General features: G+C 71.2%; 14 protein-coding genes. 6 read left to right on the forward strand and 8 right to left on the reverse strand.

The window, feature by feature from the left end:
* Positions 1-179 precede the first annotated feature (179 nt).
* The 3 genes from ABZT18_RS07010 (at position 180) to ABZT18_RS07020 (ending at position 3,701) form a co-directional block, all read left to right on the forward strand.
* Positions 180-692, forward strand: a complete 513-nt coding sequence (locus ABZT18_RS07010) for an Lrp/AsnC family transcriptional regulator (protein ID WP_354995682.1) — start codon at positions 180-182, stop codon at positions 690-692.
* A 271-nt stretch (positions 693-963) separates the two neighbouring features.
* Positions 964-2,310, forward strand: a complete 1,347-nt coding sequence (locus ABZT18_RS07015) for an aspartate aminotransferase family protein (RefSeq protein ID WP_354995683.1) — start codon at positions 964-966, stop codon at positions 2,308-2,310.
* Positions 2,295-3,701: an FAD-dependent oxidoreductase gene (locus ABZT18_RS07020; RefSeq protein ID WP_354995684.1), complete on the forward strand. Its 1,407-nt coding sequence runs from the start codon at positions 2,295-2,297 to the stop codon at positions 3,699-3,701. Before ABZT18_RS07015 ends, ABZT18_RS07020 begins: the two co-directional genes overlap by 16 nt.
* A gap of 16 nt (positions 3,702-3,717) precedes the next feature.
* Here ABZT18_RS07020 and ABZT18_RS07025 read toward each other — a convergent pair whose 3' ends face one another.
* Positions 3,718-4,092, reverse strand: a complete 375-nt coding sequence (locus ABZT18_RS07025; protein ID WP_354995685.1) for a DUF3499 domain-containing protein — start codon at positions 4,090-4,092, stop codon at positions 3,718-3,720.
* Positions 4,093-4,244: 152 nt separating this feature from the next.
* Between ABZT18_RS07025 and ABZT18_RS07030 the strand changes: the two genes are divergently transcribed.
* On the forward strand, positions 4,245-4,694 hold the full coding sequence (locus ABZT18_RS07030) for a metallopeptidase family protein (protein ID WP_074316962.1): 450 nt from the start codon (positions 4,245-4,247) through the stop codon (positions 4,692-4,694).
* A gap of 57 nt (positions 4,695-4,751) precedes the next feature.
* Here ABZT18_RS07030 and ABZT18_RS07035 read toward each other — a convergent pair whose 3' ends face one another.
* The 6 genes from ABZT18_RS07035 to ABZT18_RS07060 form a co-directional block, all read right to left on the reverse strand.
* Positions 4,752-5,009 carry a WhiB family transcriptional regulator gene (locus tag ABZT18_RS07035; protein WP_088980572.1) on the reverse strand — a complete coding sequence of 86 codons (258 nt, stop codon included), beginning with the start codon at positions 5,007-5,009 and terminating at the stop codon, positions 4,752-4,754.
* Between the two features lie 469 nt (positions 5,010-5,478).
* Positions 5,479-5,808, reverse strand: coding sequence for a phospholipase (locus ABZT18_RS07040; RefSeq protein ID WP_354995686.1), 330 nt, complete (start codon positions 5,806-5,808; stop codon positions 5,479-5,481).
* Positions 5,809-5,827: 19 nt separating this feature from the next.
* Positions 5,828-7,222 carry a DUF4331 domain-containing protein gene (locus ABZT18_RS07045; RefSeq protein ID WP_354995687.1) on the reverse strand — a complete coding sequence of 465 codons (1,395 nt, stop codon included), beginning with the start codon at positions 7,220-7,222 and terminating at the stop codon, positions 5,828-5,830.
* A 51-nt stretch (positions 7,223-7,273) separates the two neighbouring features.
* The gene (locus ABZT18_RS07050) at positions 7,274-7,552 is read right to left on the reverse strand and encodes a hypothetical protein (RefSeq protein ID WP_354995688.1); all 279 of its coding nucleotides are present in this window, start codon (positions 7,550-7,552) and stop codon (positions 7,274-7,276) included.
* A gap of 162 nt (positions 7,553-7,714) precedes the next feature.
* Positions 7,715-10,225 carry a bifunctional FO biosynthesis protein CofGH gene (locus tag ABZT18_RS07055; RefSeq protein ID WP_354995689.1) on the reverse strand — a complete coding sequence of 837 codons (2,511 nt, stop codon included), beginning with the start codon at positions 10,223-10,225 and terminating at the stop codon, positions 7,715-7,717.
* Between the two features lie 156 nt (positions 10,226-10,381).
* Positions 10,382-11,317, reverse strand: coding sequence for a hypothetical protein (locus ABZT18_RS07060; RefSeq protein ID WP_354995690.1), 936 nt, complete (start codon positions 11,315-11,317; stop codon positions 10,382-10,384).
* A gap of 98 nt (positions 11,318-11,415) precedes the next feature.
* Between ABZT18_RS07060 and cofD the strand changes: the two genes are divergently transcribed.
* Together cofD and ABZT18_RS07070 are read left to right on the forward strand one after the other, a co-directional pair.
* Complete coding sequence (gene cofD, locus ABZT18_RS07065; RefSeq protein ID WP_354995691.1) at positions 11,416-12,363, forward strand: 2-phospho-L-lactate transferase; 948 nt, start codon at positions 11,416-11,418, stop codon at positions 12,361-12,363.
* On the forward strand, positions 12,360-13,445 hold the full coding sequence (locus ABZT18_RS07070; RefSeq protein WP_354995692.1) for a coenzyme F420-0:L-glutamate ligase: 1,086 nt from the start codon (positions 12,360-12,362) through the stop codon (positions 13,443-13,445). The genes cofD and ABZT18_RS07070 overlap by 4 nt, the downstream gene beginning before the upstream one ends.
* Before the next feature lie 12 nt (positions 13,446-13,457).
* Here the strand turns inward: ABZT18_RS07070 and ABZT18_RS07075 are convergent, their stop codons facing one another.
* On the reverse strand, positions 13,458-14,456 hold the full coding sequence (locus tag ABZT18_RS07075; protein WP_354995693.1) for a winged helix-turn-helix domain-containing protein: 999 nt from the start codon (positions 14,454-14,456) through the stop codon (positions 13,458-13,460).
* Between the last annotated feature and the right edge of the window lie 80 nt (positions 14,457-14,536).

A 14,536-nucleotide genomic window follows, 5' to 3' on the forward strand; every position in this document is an offset into this window, starting at 1 on the left:
GGGGGAGGCGCGCCGGCGGAGGGGTCGGGAGGTTCAGGTGCCATGGACGACTGATCCTGACATGAGGTGACCTCCCTTACAAGGGATTCCGTTGCGGGAATAGCGATGCACGACGAAATACGCCAGACTACGCGGGGATACACGCGCGACATCACGATTCGGGACATGGGGAGCGGACGATGACGAACCGGCAGCACGAGAACAGCAATGGCGGTCGACGCGTCGCTGTCCGTGAAGGTGCCAATCACGCTCTGCTGGATGACGTGGCCAAGCAGATCATCGAACAGCTCCAGGAGGACGGCCGCCGCCCGTACGCCACGATCGGCAAGGCGGTCGGGCTCTCCGAGGCGGCAGTCCGCCAGCGGGTGCAGCGGCTGCTCGACTCCGGCGTGATGCAGATCGTCGCCGTGACCGACCCGCTCCAGCTTGGCTTCCCCCGGCAGGCGATGATCGGCCTACGTACCGACGGTGACCTGGAGGCGGTGGCGGACCGGCTGGCCGAGCTGGACGAGGTCGACTACGTGGTGATCACCGCGGGGTCGTTCGACCTGCTCACCGAAGTGGTCTGCCGCAACGACGACCACCTGCTGGAGATCCTGCAACGCCTGCGCAGGGTGCCCGGCGTGCTCTCCACCGAGGCGTTCGTCTACCTCAAGCTGCGCAAGCAGACCTACACCTGGGGTACGGCCTGACGGGCCCTTGATCCACTCGACATCCCCGATATCGCGGCATCAACCTCCCTCGACACCCCAACATCGGCGATATGGAGTGGATCTAGCGACCGGCCACGCGACCCGCTAGTGCGGAATCCGTTGCATCTTCGATACTGGTGCGCTAAATCCGTCGCAGTGACGCCCGAAGACCGCCGATACCACTTGCCCCGGAGCCCGGAACTGTGCGATAACCGTGGGCAGAGCGGCCGGCCTCACCCCTTTGACCGGCCCGACGACCGATGGGGCTGACATGGCCAACGCCACCGACCATCTCTGGATGCACTTCACCCGGATGGCGAGCTACTCCGACGGTGAGGTGCCGACCATCGTGCGCGGCGAGGGCGCGTACGTGTGGGACGCGCAGGGTCGCCGCTACCTGGACGGGCTCGCCGGGCTCTTCGTGGTCAACGCCGGCCACGGCCGCACCGAGCTGGCCGAGGCCGCCGCCAAGCAGGCCGGCGAGCTGGCCTACTTCCCGCTCTGGTCGTACGCCCACCCGAAGGCCGTCGAGTTGGCCGAGAAGATCGCTGGCCTCACCCCCGGCGACCTCAACCGGGTCTTTTTCACGACTGGCGGTTCCGAGGCGGTCGAGGCGGCGTGGAAGCTGGCCCGGGCGTACTTCAAGCGCACCGGCCAGCCCAACAAGTACAAGGTGATCAGCCGGTACATCGCCTACCACGGCACCTCGATGGGCGCGCTGTCGATCACCGGCCTGCCCGGCATCAAGAGCGACTTCGAGCCGCTGGTGCCCGGCGCGATCAAGGTGCCGAACACCAACTTCTACCGGGCGCCCGAGCACGGCGACGACCCCGAGGCGTTCGGCCGCTGGGCCGCCGACGAGATCGGTCGCGCCATCGAGCGGGAGGGGCCGGACACGGTCGCCGCGGTCTTCCTGGAGCCGGTGCAGAACTCCGGCGGATGCTTCCCACCCCCGCCCGGCTACTTCGAGCGGGTCCGGGAGATCTGCGACGCGTACGACGTGCTGCTCGTCTCCGACGAGGTGATCTGCTCCTGGGGCCGACTGGGCGAATACTTCGGCGCCGTGCGCTACGGCTACCAGCCGGACATCATCACCACCGCCAAGGGCATCACCTCCGGGTACGCCCCGCTCGGCGCGATGATCGCCAGCGACCGACTGATGGAGCCGTTCCTCACCGAGACCGGCATGTTCGCCCACGGGGTGACGTTCGGCGGGCACCCGGTCTCCTGTGCGGTGGCCCTGGCCAACCTGGAGGTCTTCGCCCGCGAAGACCTGGTCGGGCACGTACGCGCCAACGAGGGCGCCTTCCGATCGACCCTGGAAAAGCTGTACGACCTGCCGATCGTCGGCGACGTCCGCGGTGACGGCTACTTCTACGGCATCGAGCTGGTCAAGGACAAGACGACCCGGGAGACCTTCGACGAGGCCGAGTCGGAGCGGTTGCTGCGCGGCTTCCTCTCCACGGCGCTGTTCCAGGCCGGCCTCTACTGCCGGGCCGACGACCGGGGCGACCCCGTCATTCAGCTCGCCCCGCCGCTGATCGCCGAGCAGCAGCACTTCGACGAGATCGAGCAGATCCTGCGCACGGTCCTCACCGAGGCATGGGCACGACTCTGAGCGACGACCCCGTCGGGCACTACCGGGAGCTGTCGTACTGGCTGTCCATGTTGGACGATCCGCTGACCCCGCGTCCGTCACTGCCGGGCGACGCGGACGCCGACGTGGCGATCGTGGGCGCCGGCTACACCGGGCTGTGGACGGCGTACCACCTGGCCCGCGCCGATCCGGCGCTGCGGGTCATCGTGCTGGAGAGGGAGATCGCGGGGTACGGGGCATCCGGCCGCAACGGCGGCTGGTGCTCGGCGCTCTTCCCCACCTCGCTGACCGGGCTGGCCCGCCGGCACGGCCGGGACGCGGCGGTCGCCATGCAGCGGGCCCTGCACGGCACGGTCCGCGAGGTGGGCCAGGTCGTCACGGCAGAGGGCATCGACTGTGACTGGGCTGACGGCGGCACGGTCACCCTGGCCCGCACCGGCCCACAGCTCGTCCGTGCTCGTGCCGCCGTGGACGAGGCCCGCGCGTTCGGCTTCGGCGCGGAGCACCTGGCGCTGCTCGACGCCCGCGAGGCCGCCGACCGTTGCGGTGCCGAGGGGGTACGCGGTGGGACGTACACCCCGCACTGCGCTGCGGTGCACCCGGCGAAGCTGGTCCGCGGCCTCGCCCGGGCCGTGGAACGGCTCGGGGTGACGATCCACGAGCGCACCCCGGTCACCGCGATCCAGGCCGGCGCGGCGATCACTGCGGCTGGCACGGTACGGGCGCCGGTGGTGGTCCGGGCGACCGAGGGGTACACGCCCATGCTGCCCGGTCAGCGACGCGCCGTGGCACCGGTGTACTCGCTGATGGTGGCCACCGAGCCGCTGCCGGCAGAGACCTGGGCCAGGATCGGGCTGGCCCAACGCGAGACGTTCTCCGACCACCGACACGTGATCATCTACGGGCAGCGCACCGCGGACGGCCGGTTGGCGTTCGGCGGGCGCGGTGCTCCGTACCATTTTGGGTCCCGGATCTCCCCCGGGTACGACCACGAGCCACGGGTCTTCACCGCGCTGCGGCGGACCCTCGGTGAGCTCTTTCCGGTGCTGGGCCCGGACCTGCCAGTGACCCACGCCTGGGGCGGCCCGCTCGGGGTGACCCGGGACTGGGCGGCCTCGGTCGGCTTCGACCTGGCCAGCGGGCTGGCCTGGGCGGGCGGCTACGTGGGGGACGGCGTCGGCTCCAGCAACCTCGCTGGCCGCACGCTGGCCGACCTGATCCGTGGCGAGCGCACCGAGCTGACCACCCTGCCCTGGGTGAACCACCGCTCACCCCGCTGGGAACCCGAGCCCCTGCGCTGGCTGGCCGTGAACGCCGGCCTACGGGTGATGGCCTCCGCCGACGGGGCCGAAGCCCGCACCAACCGCCCCTCCCGCCGAGCGGCCACCTTCTCGCGCCTCCTGGGCAACTGACGCCCGGGCGGCGGGGTCAGTGGTTCGGGGGGATGACGCGGAGGTGGCCCCGGCGGCCGGTGGAGTGGGACTGGTCGGGGTGGGACCGGTCGGGTGTGCCCTCCGGCGGCCTCGGGGCTGGGCGGGCGGCTTCGCGGACCGCCTCGGCCAGTGCGACCAGGTCGTCGGTGGTGGGCGGCGGCGGCTCGAACTCGCCCTCGTGCCGGACCACGTCCCAGCCACGCGGGGCGGTCAGGCTGCGGGCGTGCGGCTCACACAGGTCGTACGTGTGTGGCTCGGCGAACGCCGCGAGTGGACCCACGACCGCTGTCGACTCGTTGTAGACATAGGTCAATGTGGCGACCGCTTGCCGGGGGCAGCCGTTACGGGAGCAGCGCCGGGATGACCTCACGGCGGCAGGGTATCTCCATTACCGGGTCCAGCGCATCGCTTCGCGTTGCGACACGCCCGTCGTGGTGATCACACTTCGCCGTCCTGGGCGCGCCGCGCCACGGGAGCGGCGCTGCCGCTGGCGAGCCCGGCGCGGGCGCTACCCTTTGCCTCATGACGAGCCCGGAACACCGCCGCCCCGGCTCCGGCCGGCGTGCGCACCGTGACCGGCACGGGCGTGGCCTGCGCGGACGGCTGGTGCCGGCCACCGTGCCGCTGGCGCGGACCAAGGCCGAGGTCTTCGACGACCTGGTCCTGGACACCGTCGAGACGCTGGAGCGTCGGTTCGCCAAGGAGCTGGCAGGGGTCGAGTTCGCGGTCGAGGACGTCCCGCCGGACCTGAACGTCTACGACTCCGATGTGTTGGAGGACGGTGAGGTCCCGCTGGCCCGGCTGCTGCCCGGCCGCCCGGGCCGGCAGGAGGTGCCGCCGCGGATCGTGTTGTACCGGCGGCCCCTGGAGTTCCGGGCGATGGACCGTGAGGACCTCGCCGATCTCGTGCATGACGTGATCATCGAACAGGTGGCGAACCTTCTCGGGGTCGATCCCGACGAGCTCGCCTGAGCCAAGCCCCGTGCGCGGGCGAGTCGGGCGGCCCCCACCGCCCCGACCTCGCACCGCTCAGGCAACCCGCCGCTTCAACTTGCGCCGCTCCCGCTCCGAGAGCCCTCCCCAGATGCCGAACCGCTCGTCATGACCCAGAGCGTATTCAAGGCATTCGGTCTTGACCTCGCAGCGCGAGCAGATTCGCTTCGCCTCGCGGGTCGAGCCGCCCTTCTCGGGAAAGAACGCCTCGGGGTCGGTCTGCGAGCACAACGCCCGCTCCTGCCACTCCGGCGCGTTTCCGAGCAGGTCGGCCACCTCAAGCTGGCCGTCCATCAAATGCCTCCTTGTCGCGCACCGGCGTCATCGCCGCTGCAACCCCCCACGCGAAAGGCGTGCTTGTCCGTCCGGTCCCGTTTTGCTGCGTTCCGTGCGAACAACCCCATTCAAATTACACGCGTGTAATGCGTGCGCCGTCAAGCCAAACTTGATAATGGAGTCGCCCTCCCGACACCCCCCGGCCGGCCACTCGGACCGTCCAGCCTCGCAACCTGCCCTATCGATTCAGACCCCGGCCGAGTAACGCCCTCTCCGGCGAGTTGCCCGACTTTTCTGCCGTGGCGCTCCCCCAGCAGGCCATCGACGCAGCGACGCCAGCCGCAGTCGCCGACCCCCCTTCCGAAAGCTGATCTTGGTGGGGGACAGGTTAACGCGGCGCGGCGCAGACCGCCCGTCGAGCGACGAACAGCGATCGCGCCCCGCCCACAATGTGGACGGGGCGCGGCGAAAAATAGCTGCGACGAGGTTAGCCGGCGACCCCAAAACCGCTGCTCGGCCAGCTGAACTCAGCTATCCCTCCACCATGGACAGATACTGTCCCGACCGGCGTACTCTCGTCCCACCAGACGGTATATCTGCCACCGGGCAGATCGGGATAGACCGCACTGTGGAGCACACCATCCCGCACCCGGCGCTCCCGCACCGCCGAGTGGACCCGCCGGTCATCGCCCCGACTGATCTCAATTTCCCGGCCGTGCAAATCCCGGCCCGTGTAGACGATCAGGGCACCGGTGTCGCCACCGAGGTCGAGGACGACGCTCCCGGTCTCCGACGGCCCGTACGCGTGCTCGTGCATCCCTGCTCCCCCGCGCCGGTCAGGACGCCGCCGGCGGGTTGTTGAACCCGTCGTACGGCGTACCAAGGTAGGGGAAGTTCCCGAGGAACGGTGCGGTCACGTCGGCGGCGCTCAACCCGGGGGTGACCGCGGCGGCAGCGGCGTCCGGTCGGAACGTCTTGTCCACCAGCGGGACGGTCACCCCGGCGATCGCCCGCAGCGCGATGCTGACCACATCGTCGCCGACCCGCCGCCCGTTCGGGAACCCGGCCAGGTCACCGCCGAGCACCCCGAACCGGTCCGGACTCCGGGTCGGCGGGATCGCGGTGTTCAGCCGCAGCATGTCGGCCTGGACGTCGCCGGTGGTGTTGGTGAAGCCGTCGATCAGCCCGGCCGGCACGCCGGTGAGCAGGATCGCCACCAGGTCGGCCCGGGGCTTCTTCGCCTTGGTGAGCCTGTCCAGATTGGGGAAGACGTTCGGGTAGAGCGCCGGCAGCAACGCGGCCAACTCCGGCTGCTCGACGAACTGCGCGAACCGCTTGTCCTCCGACGGCGGCAACGAATTCCACAGGTCCTTCTTGGACATCGGCACGACGACCTCGTTGAACAGCGGATTGCCCAGCCGAGAGACCTGGGTGAACGGGCCGGTGGCGGTGTCCGCCGCGCCCCGGTCGCCGAGCACCCGTACCTGCCGGCGCGACGCCGACGTCCACACCCCGATCACCGACGCCCGGTCACCGACGCCGTACCGGTTGGCGCGGCGGCGCACCCGGTCCAGCGGCACCTGCACCGCAATGCTGTGCACGTTCATCCGGTCGGTGGCGTTGACCGGCTCACCCTCGGCTTTGAAGATCTTCTTGCCGGCCACGTGCAGCTGCTGGAACGGTCGCAGCGTGCCAAGGTCGAAGATCGCCCCCAGGTCGACGAAGAAGCCGTCCGCGCGCTGCCCGGCGAAGACCCGCTCACCGGTGGAGAGCGAGTACGTGGCCTGCCGGACCAGCTCGGCGTACTTCGGGGTGGACAGCGGGCCGACATTGCACGGTGGGCAGGGCAGCTTGTGTGCCAGCCGGTGTTCCCGGCCGTCGGCCACCCGGGTCAGGCTGTAGAACTGCCGCCGGTTCCAGTTCTCGCTGTCCAGCGAGTCGATCGGGCCGGTGTTGTAGAGAAAACTGTTCGGATTGGTGATCTCAGTGGTGAATTCGAACCGGTAGGTGACATCCGGACGGCCGTCGCCGTCGTTGTCGATATGGATCTCGTAGCGCACGTCGTCGCCGAACTCGAAGAAGTTCGGGCCCCCGGAGGGGAGCTGCAACGGCACGTAGTTGGCGATCAGCGTGACCGCACCGGGTTTGTCGGGGCTGACGAACGCGTACAGGTCAGAGCTGTCGGCGACCGGATCCTTGGCTATCTCCGGGGCCTCGCGGTGGGAAGACATGGCGGACCAACCTCACTGGGCGGGGGCAGGATGACGGAGCGGAATGTCGGGTCAGCGCCGGGCGGCGCGCCGCAGCCGGTCCGCCAGGCCACGGTCGCGTACCTCGATCCGGGCCTCACCGACGAAGACGTCCATCGTCCCGGAGGCGGCGTCACGCAGGTGCACGACGATTGGTTCGTCGGCTCGTCCGGCCTTGCCGGGGGCGTTCTGCGCGGCCGACAGGCCCGGCACGGTGAGCGCGGCGGCGCCGAGAGTGGCGCTGGCCGCGGCGGTCAACGTCTGTCGGCGGGTCAGTCGCGGCCAGGGCCGTTTCCGCTGATCACTGGTCATGGGCAACCTTTCCGGCGGCGGCGCGAACGCGCCCGCGAGGACGGACGGGTCCGGTGCCGCCAACCGACGCCGCCGGGCCCCTGAGGGGACACCGGCGGCGATCCTCGCCGCGACCGCCGCCGGCACCGCGTGGTACGGCCGGCAGCGGGGAAAGGTTCGACCTCAGGGCCGGGCGTGACCGTACGCGGTCGAACGCTTGCGCGCCGGACGCCCGGCCGCCGTCGCGATGGCCCGCAACTGCTCCTCGGTACGCGCCGAACCGTTGCCGGAGCCGGCCATCCGCGAGATGGTCTCCTCCATCAGCGTGCCGCCCAGGTCGTTGCAGCCGCCCTGGAGCATCGCCACCGTGCCCTCGTCACCCAGCTTCACCCAGGAGCACTGGATGTTGTCGATCCGGCCGTGCAACAGCAGCCGGGACATGGCGTGCACCACCCTGTTCTCCCGCCACGTCGGCCCGGGGCGGGCAATGCCGGCCAGATAGATCGGGGCGTTGGTGTGCACGAACGGCAGCGCCACGAACTCGGTGAAGCCGCCGGTGCGGTCCTGCACACCGGCCAGCACCCGGAAGTGCGCCAGCCACTGCCCGGGGTGGTCGACGTGGCCGTACATCATCGTGGAGCTGGACCGGATGCCCAGCTCGTGTGCGGTGCTCACCACATCGACCCAGGCGGCGGCCGGGAGTTTGCCCTTGGTCAACACCCAGCGCACGTCGTCGTCGAGGATCTCCGCGGCGGTGCCCGGGATGGTGTCCAGGCCCGCCTCACGCAGCTGGATCAGCCAGTCGCGCACCGGCACGCCCGCCTTCGCGGCAGCGGTGACGATCTCCATCGGGGAGAACGCGTGCACGTGCATCTCGGGCACCCGGGCCTTGATCCCGCGCACGATGTCGGCGTACCCGGTGACCGGCATCTTCGGGTCGATGCCACCCTGGAGGCACACCTCGCTGGCACCGGCCGCCCACGCCTCCTCGGCCCGGTCCGCGACCTGCTCAACGGAGAGCCGGTACGCGTCGGCGTCCCTCTCACGCTGGGCGAACGCGCAGAACCGGCAGCCCACGTAGCAGACGTTGCTGAAGTTGATGTTGCGGTTGACCACGTAGGTGACGTCGTCGCCGACCGCGTCCCGGCGCACGTCGTCGGCGAGTCGGCACAACTGGTCCAGCGCCGGCCCGTCCGCGCCGAAGAGCGCCAGCGCGGCATCGGCGTGCCGGGGTTCCAGCAGCGCGGCCGGGTCGTCGGCGGCGAGCCGCAGCCCGGCCCGCAGATCCTGGTCGCCGGCGGGGGCGGTCGGCCCGGCGGTCACCTTCGTGGCCACCTCCGCCCAGTCCCCGTAGACGCTGTCGAAGTCGCCCCGCCGGTCGTCCGTCCGGCCGGTGGTGTCGATGGTGGTGTGCAGGTCGGTCCGCCCGCCGAACACCTCCTCCGGCTCCTGCCAGGGGCGGCCCTGCGGCATGGCCGACTCGACGGCCATCCCGGTCACGGGATCGGCCAGCGCGCTCACGTGCGGCAGCAGCCGCGGGTCGAGCCACGGGTCACCGGCGCGCACGTACTCGGGGTAGATGGTCAACCGCTCTCGCAGGCTGAACCCGGCCAGCTCGGTGTGCCGAGCCAGCTCCTCGATCTGTGGCCAGGGACGTTCCGGGTTGACGTGGTCCGGGGTGAGCGGGGAGACACCACCCCAGTCGTCGATCCCGGCGCGCAGCAGCAGGTCGTACTCGCCGGCGATGAGGTTCGGTGGGGCCTGGATCCGGGCCTTCGGGCCGAGCAGCAACCGGGCCACCGCCACCGTGGCGGCCAGATCGTGCAGCTCCGCGTCGGGCATCCCACGCATCGCCGTGTCCGGCTTGGCGCGGAAGTTCTGCACGATCACCTCCTGGAGGTGGCCGTACTCCCGGTGCGAGCGGCGGATCGCGAAGAGCGCGTCCACCCGCTCCGCCGGGGTCTCCCCGATGCCGATGAGGATGCCGGTGGTGAACGGCACCCCGACCCGGCCCGCGTCCTCAAGCACCCGCAGCCGGACCGCCGGCTCCTTGTCCGGTGAGCCATAGTGCGGGCCGCCCGGCTCGGACCAGAGCCGGGTCGCCGTGGTCTCCAACATCATGCCCATGCTCGGCGCGACCGGCTTGAGCCGTTGCAGCTCCGACCACGACAGCACCCCGGGATTGAGGTGCGGCAGCAGCCCGGTCTCCTCCAGCACCGCGACCGCGCAGGCACGCAGGTAGTCCAGGGTGGAGTCGTAGCCGCGCTCGTCCAACCAGCTCCGGGCCGCCGGCCAGCGCTCCTCCGGCCGATCACCGAGAGTGAACAGGGCCTCCTTGCAGCCCTGCGCGGCACCCGCCCGGGCGATGGCCAGCACCTCGTCGCGGTCCAGGAACGGCGCCGGCAGCCGGTGCGGCACGGTCGCGAACGTGCAGTAGTGGCAGCGGTCCCGGCAGAGCCGGGTCAGGGGGATGAAGACCTTTTTCGAGTACGTGACCACGCCCGGTCGCCCGGCCTCACGCAGCCCGGCGTCACGAATCCCGCCGGCCACCCGGAGCAGCTCGTCGAGCGCGTCACCGCGAGCGGACAGCAGCGCGGTCGCCTCGTCGACGTCCAGAGCCCGCCCGGTCGCGGCCCGGCCCAGGGCCCGCCGCACGCTCGCGTCGCTCGGGCCGGAGTGGGTGCGATCAACCATCCGCTCAGCCTATGCGCTGCGCAATCCCGCCCCACCAACCCGGGCCCGAGGCCCCCCACCTCGCCCTCGTTGATCATGAAGTTATTGCCACGACACGCCGTGCCAACCGACAACAACTTCATGATCAACGGGGAGGGCGGGGTGGGGGTCTGGGGGTTAGCGGGGTTGGTCTGGGTTGTCGCCTGGCTTGATGTGCTGGGTGCGGTCGTTGTCCGCGTCGGCGGGGCGGGAGATCACCTCGGTCGGGTCGGCGGACTGGCGCGGGATGGCCTGTGTGGGGTCCGCCGACGGCGGCTGCCCGAACGGCGGCGCGGCCGGGGCCGACGGCGCTGACTGCGGGTGCGGCGGTGCGGACTGCGGGTGCGGCGGTGCGGACTGCGGGAACGGCGGCGCTGACTGCGGTGCCTGGAACGGCGGCGAGGGCTGACCGTACTGGCCGGGGAACTGCGCCGGTGGGTAGCCGCCGGGCTGACCGGGGGTTGGCCACCCGCCTGCCGGCTGGCCACCGGGCTGCCCCGGGGCCGGCCAACCACCCTGCTGCTGCGGCCAGCCCGGCTGGGGCTGGCCCGGCTGGGGCTGGCCGTAGACGCCCGGCTGGGGCTTGGGCCGCGGCACGTAGTAGTGGGCGCGCCAGATGGAGTAGACCACCCAGGCGGCGACCGCGAAGATCACCATCCAGGCGAACCGGGTGAGCACACCGAGCAGCGCGTCGAGCACCTCGGCCTCGGCAAGCCGGCCCACCGTCCAGATCAGCATGGTGAGCGTGCCGAACAGCGCGCTGACCGCGTACTCACCGAGAGCCACCTGCGTGATCAGCTTCGCCTTCGGCAGCACCGGCGAGATGTGGGTGGCCAGCAGCACCGCCAGCAGCGGCAGAGCCACCGCCTCCACCCCGATGAACGCGTAGAAGGCACTGCCCGCGCGGTCGGTGAAGGAGTTGTAGTCGTTCGGGGCGATCAGCCGGAGCAGGCCCACGAAGAGGAACACCGCGTTGGCGCCGAGCAGCGCGAGCGCAGCGAGCTCGCGTAGTGGCTTGGTCAGCTGACGGGCCTGCGTCGCGTCGGTGGACGCGGGCTCGGCGGGGCTGGTCACGAGCTCCCCCTCAGGGCGTGAACGGACAGGGCGCACGTGAGCCTAGTCTCCTGGGCCACCGGCGGACCGGAGGCGTCACGTGCGCGAGGATGGTCGACATGCGCATCGTGGTTCTGGCTGGCGGCATCGGTGGCGCCCGGTTCCTGCTCGGCGTCCGGGCGTACGCCCGCGAGGTCGGCGCGGAGGTGACCGCCGTGGTCAACGTCGGCGACGACCTGTGGCTGCACGGGTTGAAGATCTGCCCCGACCTGGACAGCGTCATGTACACGCTCGGCGGCGGCGCGGACCCGGAACGGGGCTGGGGTCGGGTCGGCGAGAGCTGGACGGTCAAGGACGAGCTGGCCGCGTACGGGGCGCAGCCGACCTGGTTCGGCCTCGGTGACAAGGACATCGCCACCCACCTGGTCCGCACCACCATGCTCAACGGTGGCTACCCGTTGAGCGCGGTCACCGAAGCGCTGGCCACCCGCTGGGAGCCAGGCATGCGTGTGTTGCCGGCGACGGATGACCGGCTGGAAACCCACGCTGTCATTGAGGACGACCAGGGTCAGCGGGCCATTCACTTCCAGGAGTGGTGGGTGCGATACCGGGCGGACATTCCCACCCACCGTTTCGTCTTCGTCGGCGCGGAGACGGCGAAGCCGGCACCCGGCGTGCTTGAAGCGATCGGCTCGGCAGACCTGGTGCTGGTCGCACCCAGCAATCCGGTGGTGAGCGTCGCACCGGTGCTGGCCGTACCGGGGCTGCGCGAGGCGGTGGCCGACGGCCCGGCACCGGTGGTGGGCGTCTCGCCGATCATCGGCGGCGCCCCGGTGCGGGGAATGGCCGACCGCTGCCTCGCCGTGCTCGGTGTCGAGTGCACCGCCGCCGGGGTGGGCCGCCTCTACGGGGGCCGGACGGACGGCGGCCTGCTGGACGGCTGGCTGGTGGCCGAGGAGGACGCGGGCGCGGTGGTGCCCGGGGTGACGGTCCGCGCGGTGCCGCTGCGGATGACCGACGAGGCGGCGACAGTGGCCATGGTGCGCGCCGCGGTGGAGTTGGCGTGAGGCTGGAGATCCTGCCGGTGCTTGGCATCGGCCACGTGACCGAGGGTGACGACCTGCCGGCGGTGATTGCGACCGCTGCGCCGTGGCTGCGTAACGGCGACGTGCTGGTGGTGACCAGCAAGATCGTCTCAAAGGCGGAGGGGCGACTGGTCGACGTTCCGGCGGACGGGCCTGAGCGACTCGCCGCACGGGACGACGTCCTGGCTGGCGAGACCGCCCGGGTGGTCGCCAGCCGAGGGGCAACCCGGATCGTGCAGACCCATCACGGCTTCGTGATGGCCTCCGCCGGGATCGACGCGTCGAACGTGGACAAGACCCGACTGGTGCTGCTGCCGGTCGACCCGGATGCCTCGGCACGGGCTCTGCGCGACGCGCTGAGGGAACGCTACGACCTGGACCTGGCCGTGATCGTCAGCGACACCATGGGCCGGCCCTGGCGCAACGGGCTCACCGACGTGGCGCTCGGGGTGGCCGGGATGCCGGCCATCCGTGACCACCGGGGCGAGGTGGATCCGTACGGCAACGAGTTGCAGTTGACCCAGATGGCCGTGGTGGACGAGCTGGCGGGCGCCGGCGAGCTGATCAAGGGCAAGTGCGACCAGGTCCCCGTTGCCGTGGTGCGGGGCTACCTCTCCGCCACCAACCCGGACGACGCCGGTGGCGCGGGGGCGCTGATCCGCGACGCCGCACAGGACCTCTTCTCGCTCGGTACCGCCGAGGCCCGCGCCGCCGGGCTGGCCGACGCCGCCACGCTGGCTGATGGTCCCGGCCCGACGCCGGCAGACCCGATCGCGGTGCGACGGGCGATCGAAGCGGTCGCCGGGGTGGTCGCCCCCGGCACGGTCTTCACCCTGGTCGACGAGGCGGAGGTACGCGCCGGACTGGTCGCCGAGATGCCCGGGTGGCCGGACGGGGCCGCCCTGGTGCTCGGCTCACCGCCGACGCCCGTCGAGCCGATGGGCCTGGTCCGCTTCGGCGCCGACCTGCATCGACTGCGCGCCGCTCTGGCCGCCGAGGGCGTCGGGTCGACCCTGCTGCCGCCACCGCCCGGCAGCCCGGCGAGCGCCGCGCTCGCCCTCTGACCGGCCGCTGGGTCACGCGTCCAGCATGGCCCGGCCGAGCGGAGTCAACGTGTGCAGCACACTGTTGCGGTCCCGATGGCTGACCAGCAGGCCGGCGTTGCGCAGCACGGTGGCGTGCTGACTCGCCGCCGCCGGCGAGATGTTGAGCTGGCGGGCGACCTCGCCGGTGGTGCAGCCCTCGTCGCTGGCCTGCAACACCGCCGCCCTGGTGCGGCCGAGCAGCGCGGCGAGTGAGTCGCGGGCAGCACCTGACGGGGCTCCTCCGGTGCCGTCGACCGACGCCAGCCCGCCCAGTCGGTCCACCGGGTAGACCAACACCGGTGGCAACGCCGGGTCGAGCAGGGCGACCGGGGTGGCCGCGCAGAAGAACGACGGCACCAGCAGCAAACCCCGGCCGTCCAGGTGCAGCTCCCGGCTGTGCGGATACTGGCGCACTTCGAGCACCCCGCCCTCCCAGCGCATCGCCGGTCGGAGGCTGGTGAGCAGGCCCTCGACACCGTCGTCGAGCAGTGCCCGCGCCCGGCGAGCACGGTCCGCCGCCACCGCGGCCTGAATCCGGCTCCAGTACGGGCCGATAGCCAGCGACCGGTACTGCTCCATCGACTCGGCGAGGTGGTGCAGCGCCGCCACCTCACCCCGGGCCAGCGCCGCGGCCGAGGAGGGCAGCTGATTTTCGGCGGCCAGCACGCTCAGGTCCCGGTGCAGCAACTCGGCGGGGGTACGGCGGAGCGCGTCCAGCCCGGCCTCGAAGCCGTCGACGCTGGCGTACGGGGTGAGGAAGTCGGGGAAGTAGCCGCGCGGCGGGTTCAGCGCGAAGAGCAGCCGGAGCTGGTCGGAGGCGACATCCTGACGCAGCCCTCGGGACACGGTGCGCCGCCAGTTCGCCGTCAACGGATCGCGGTTGCGGCCCTGCAACACGTGCAGGCTGAGAACCAGCTCCCAGACCGGGTCCGCCGCCGGGGCCACCCGGGTCCGGAGGATGTCCTCGCCAGAAAAGTGGATCTTCAGCATGCAGCACTCCTGAGCCACCAAGCAGGGGGATGCCGGACGGCTGTTCGACTCTACCTGCCCGGCACTTATCTCCATCTTTA

It is taken from the genome of Micromonospora sp. NPDC005291 (assembly GCF_040607415.1).
Classification (GTDB): Bacteria; Actinomycetota; Actinomycetes; order Mycobacteriales; family Micromonosporaceae; genus Micromonospora.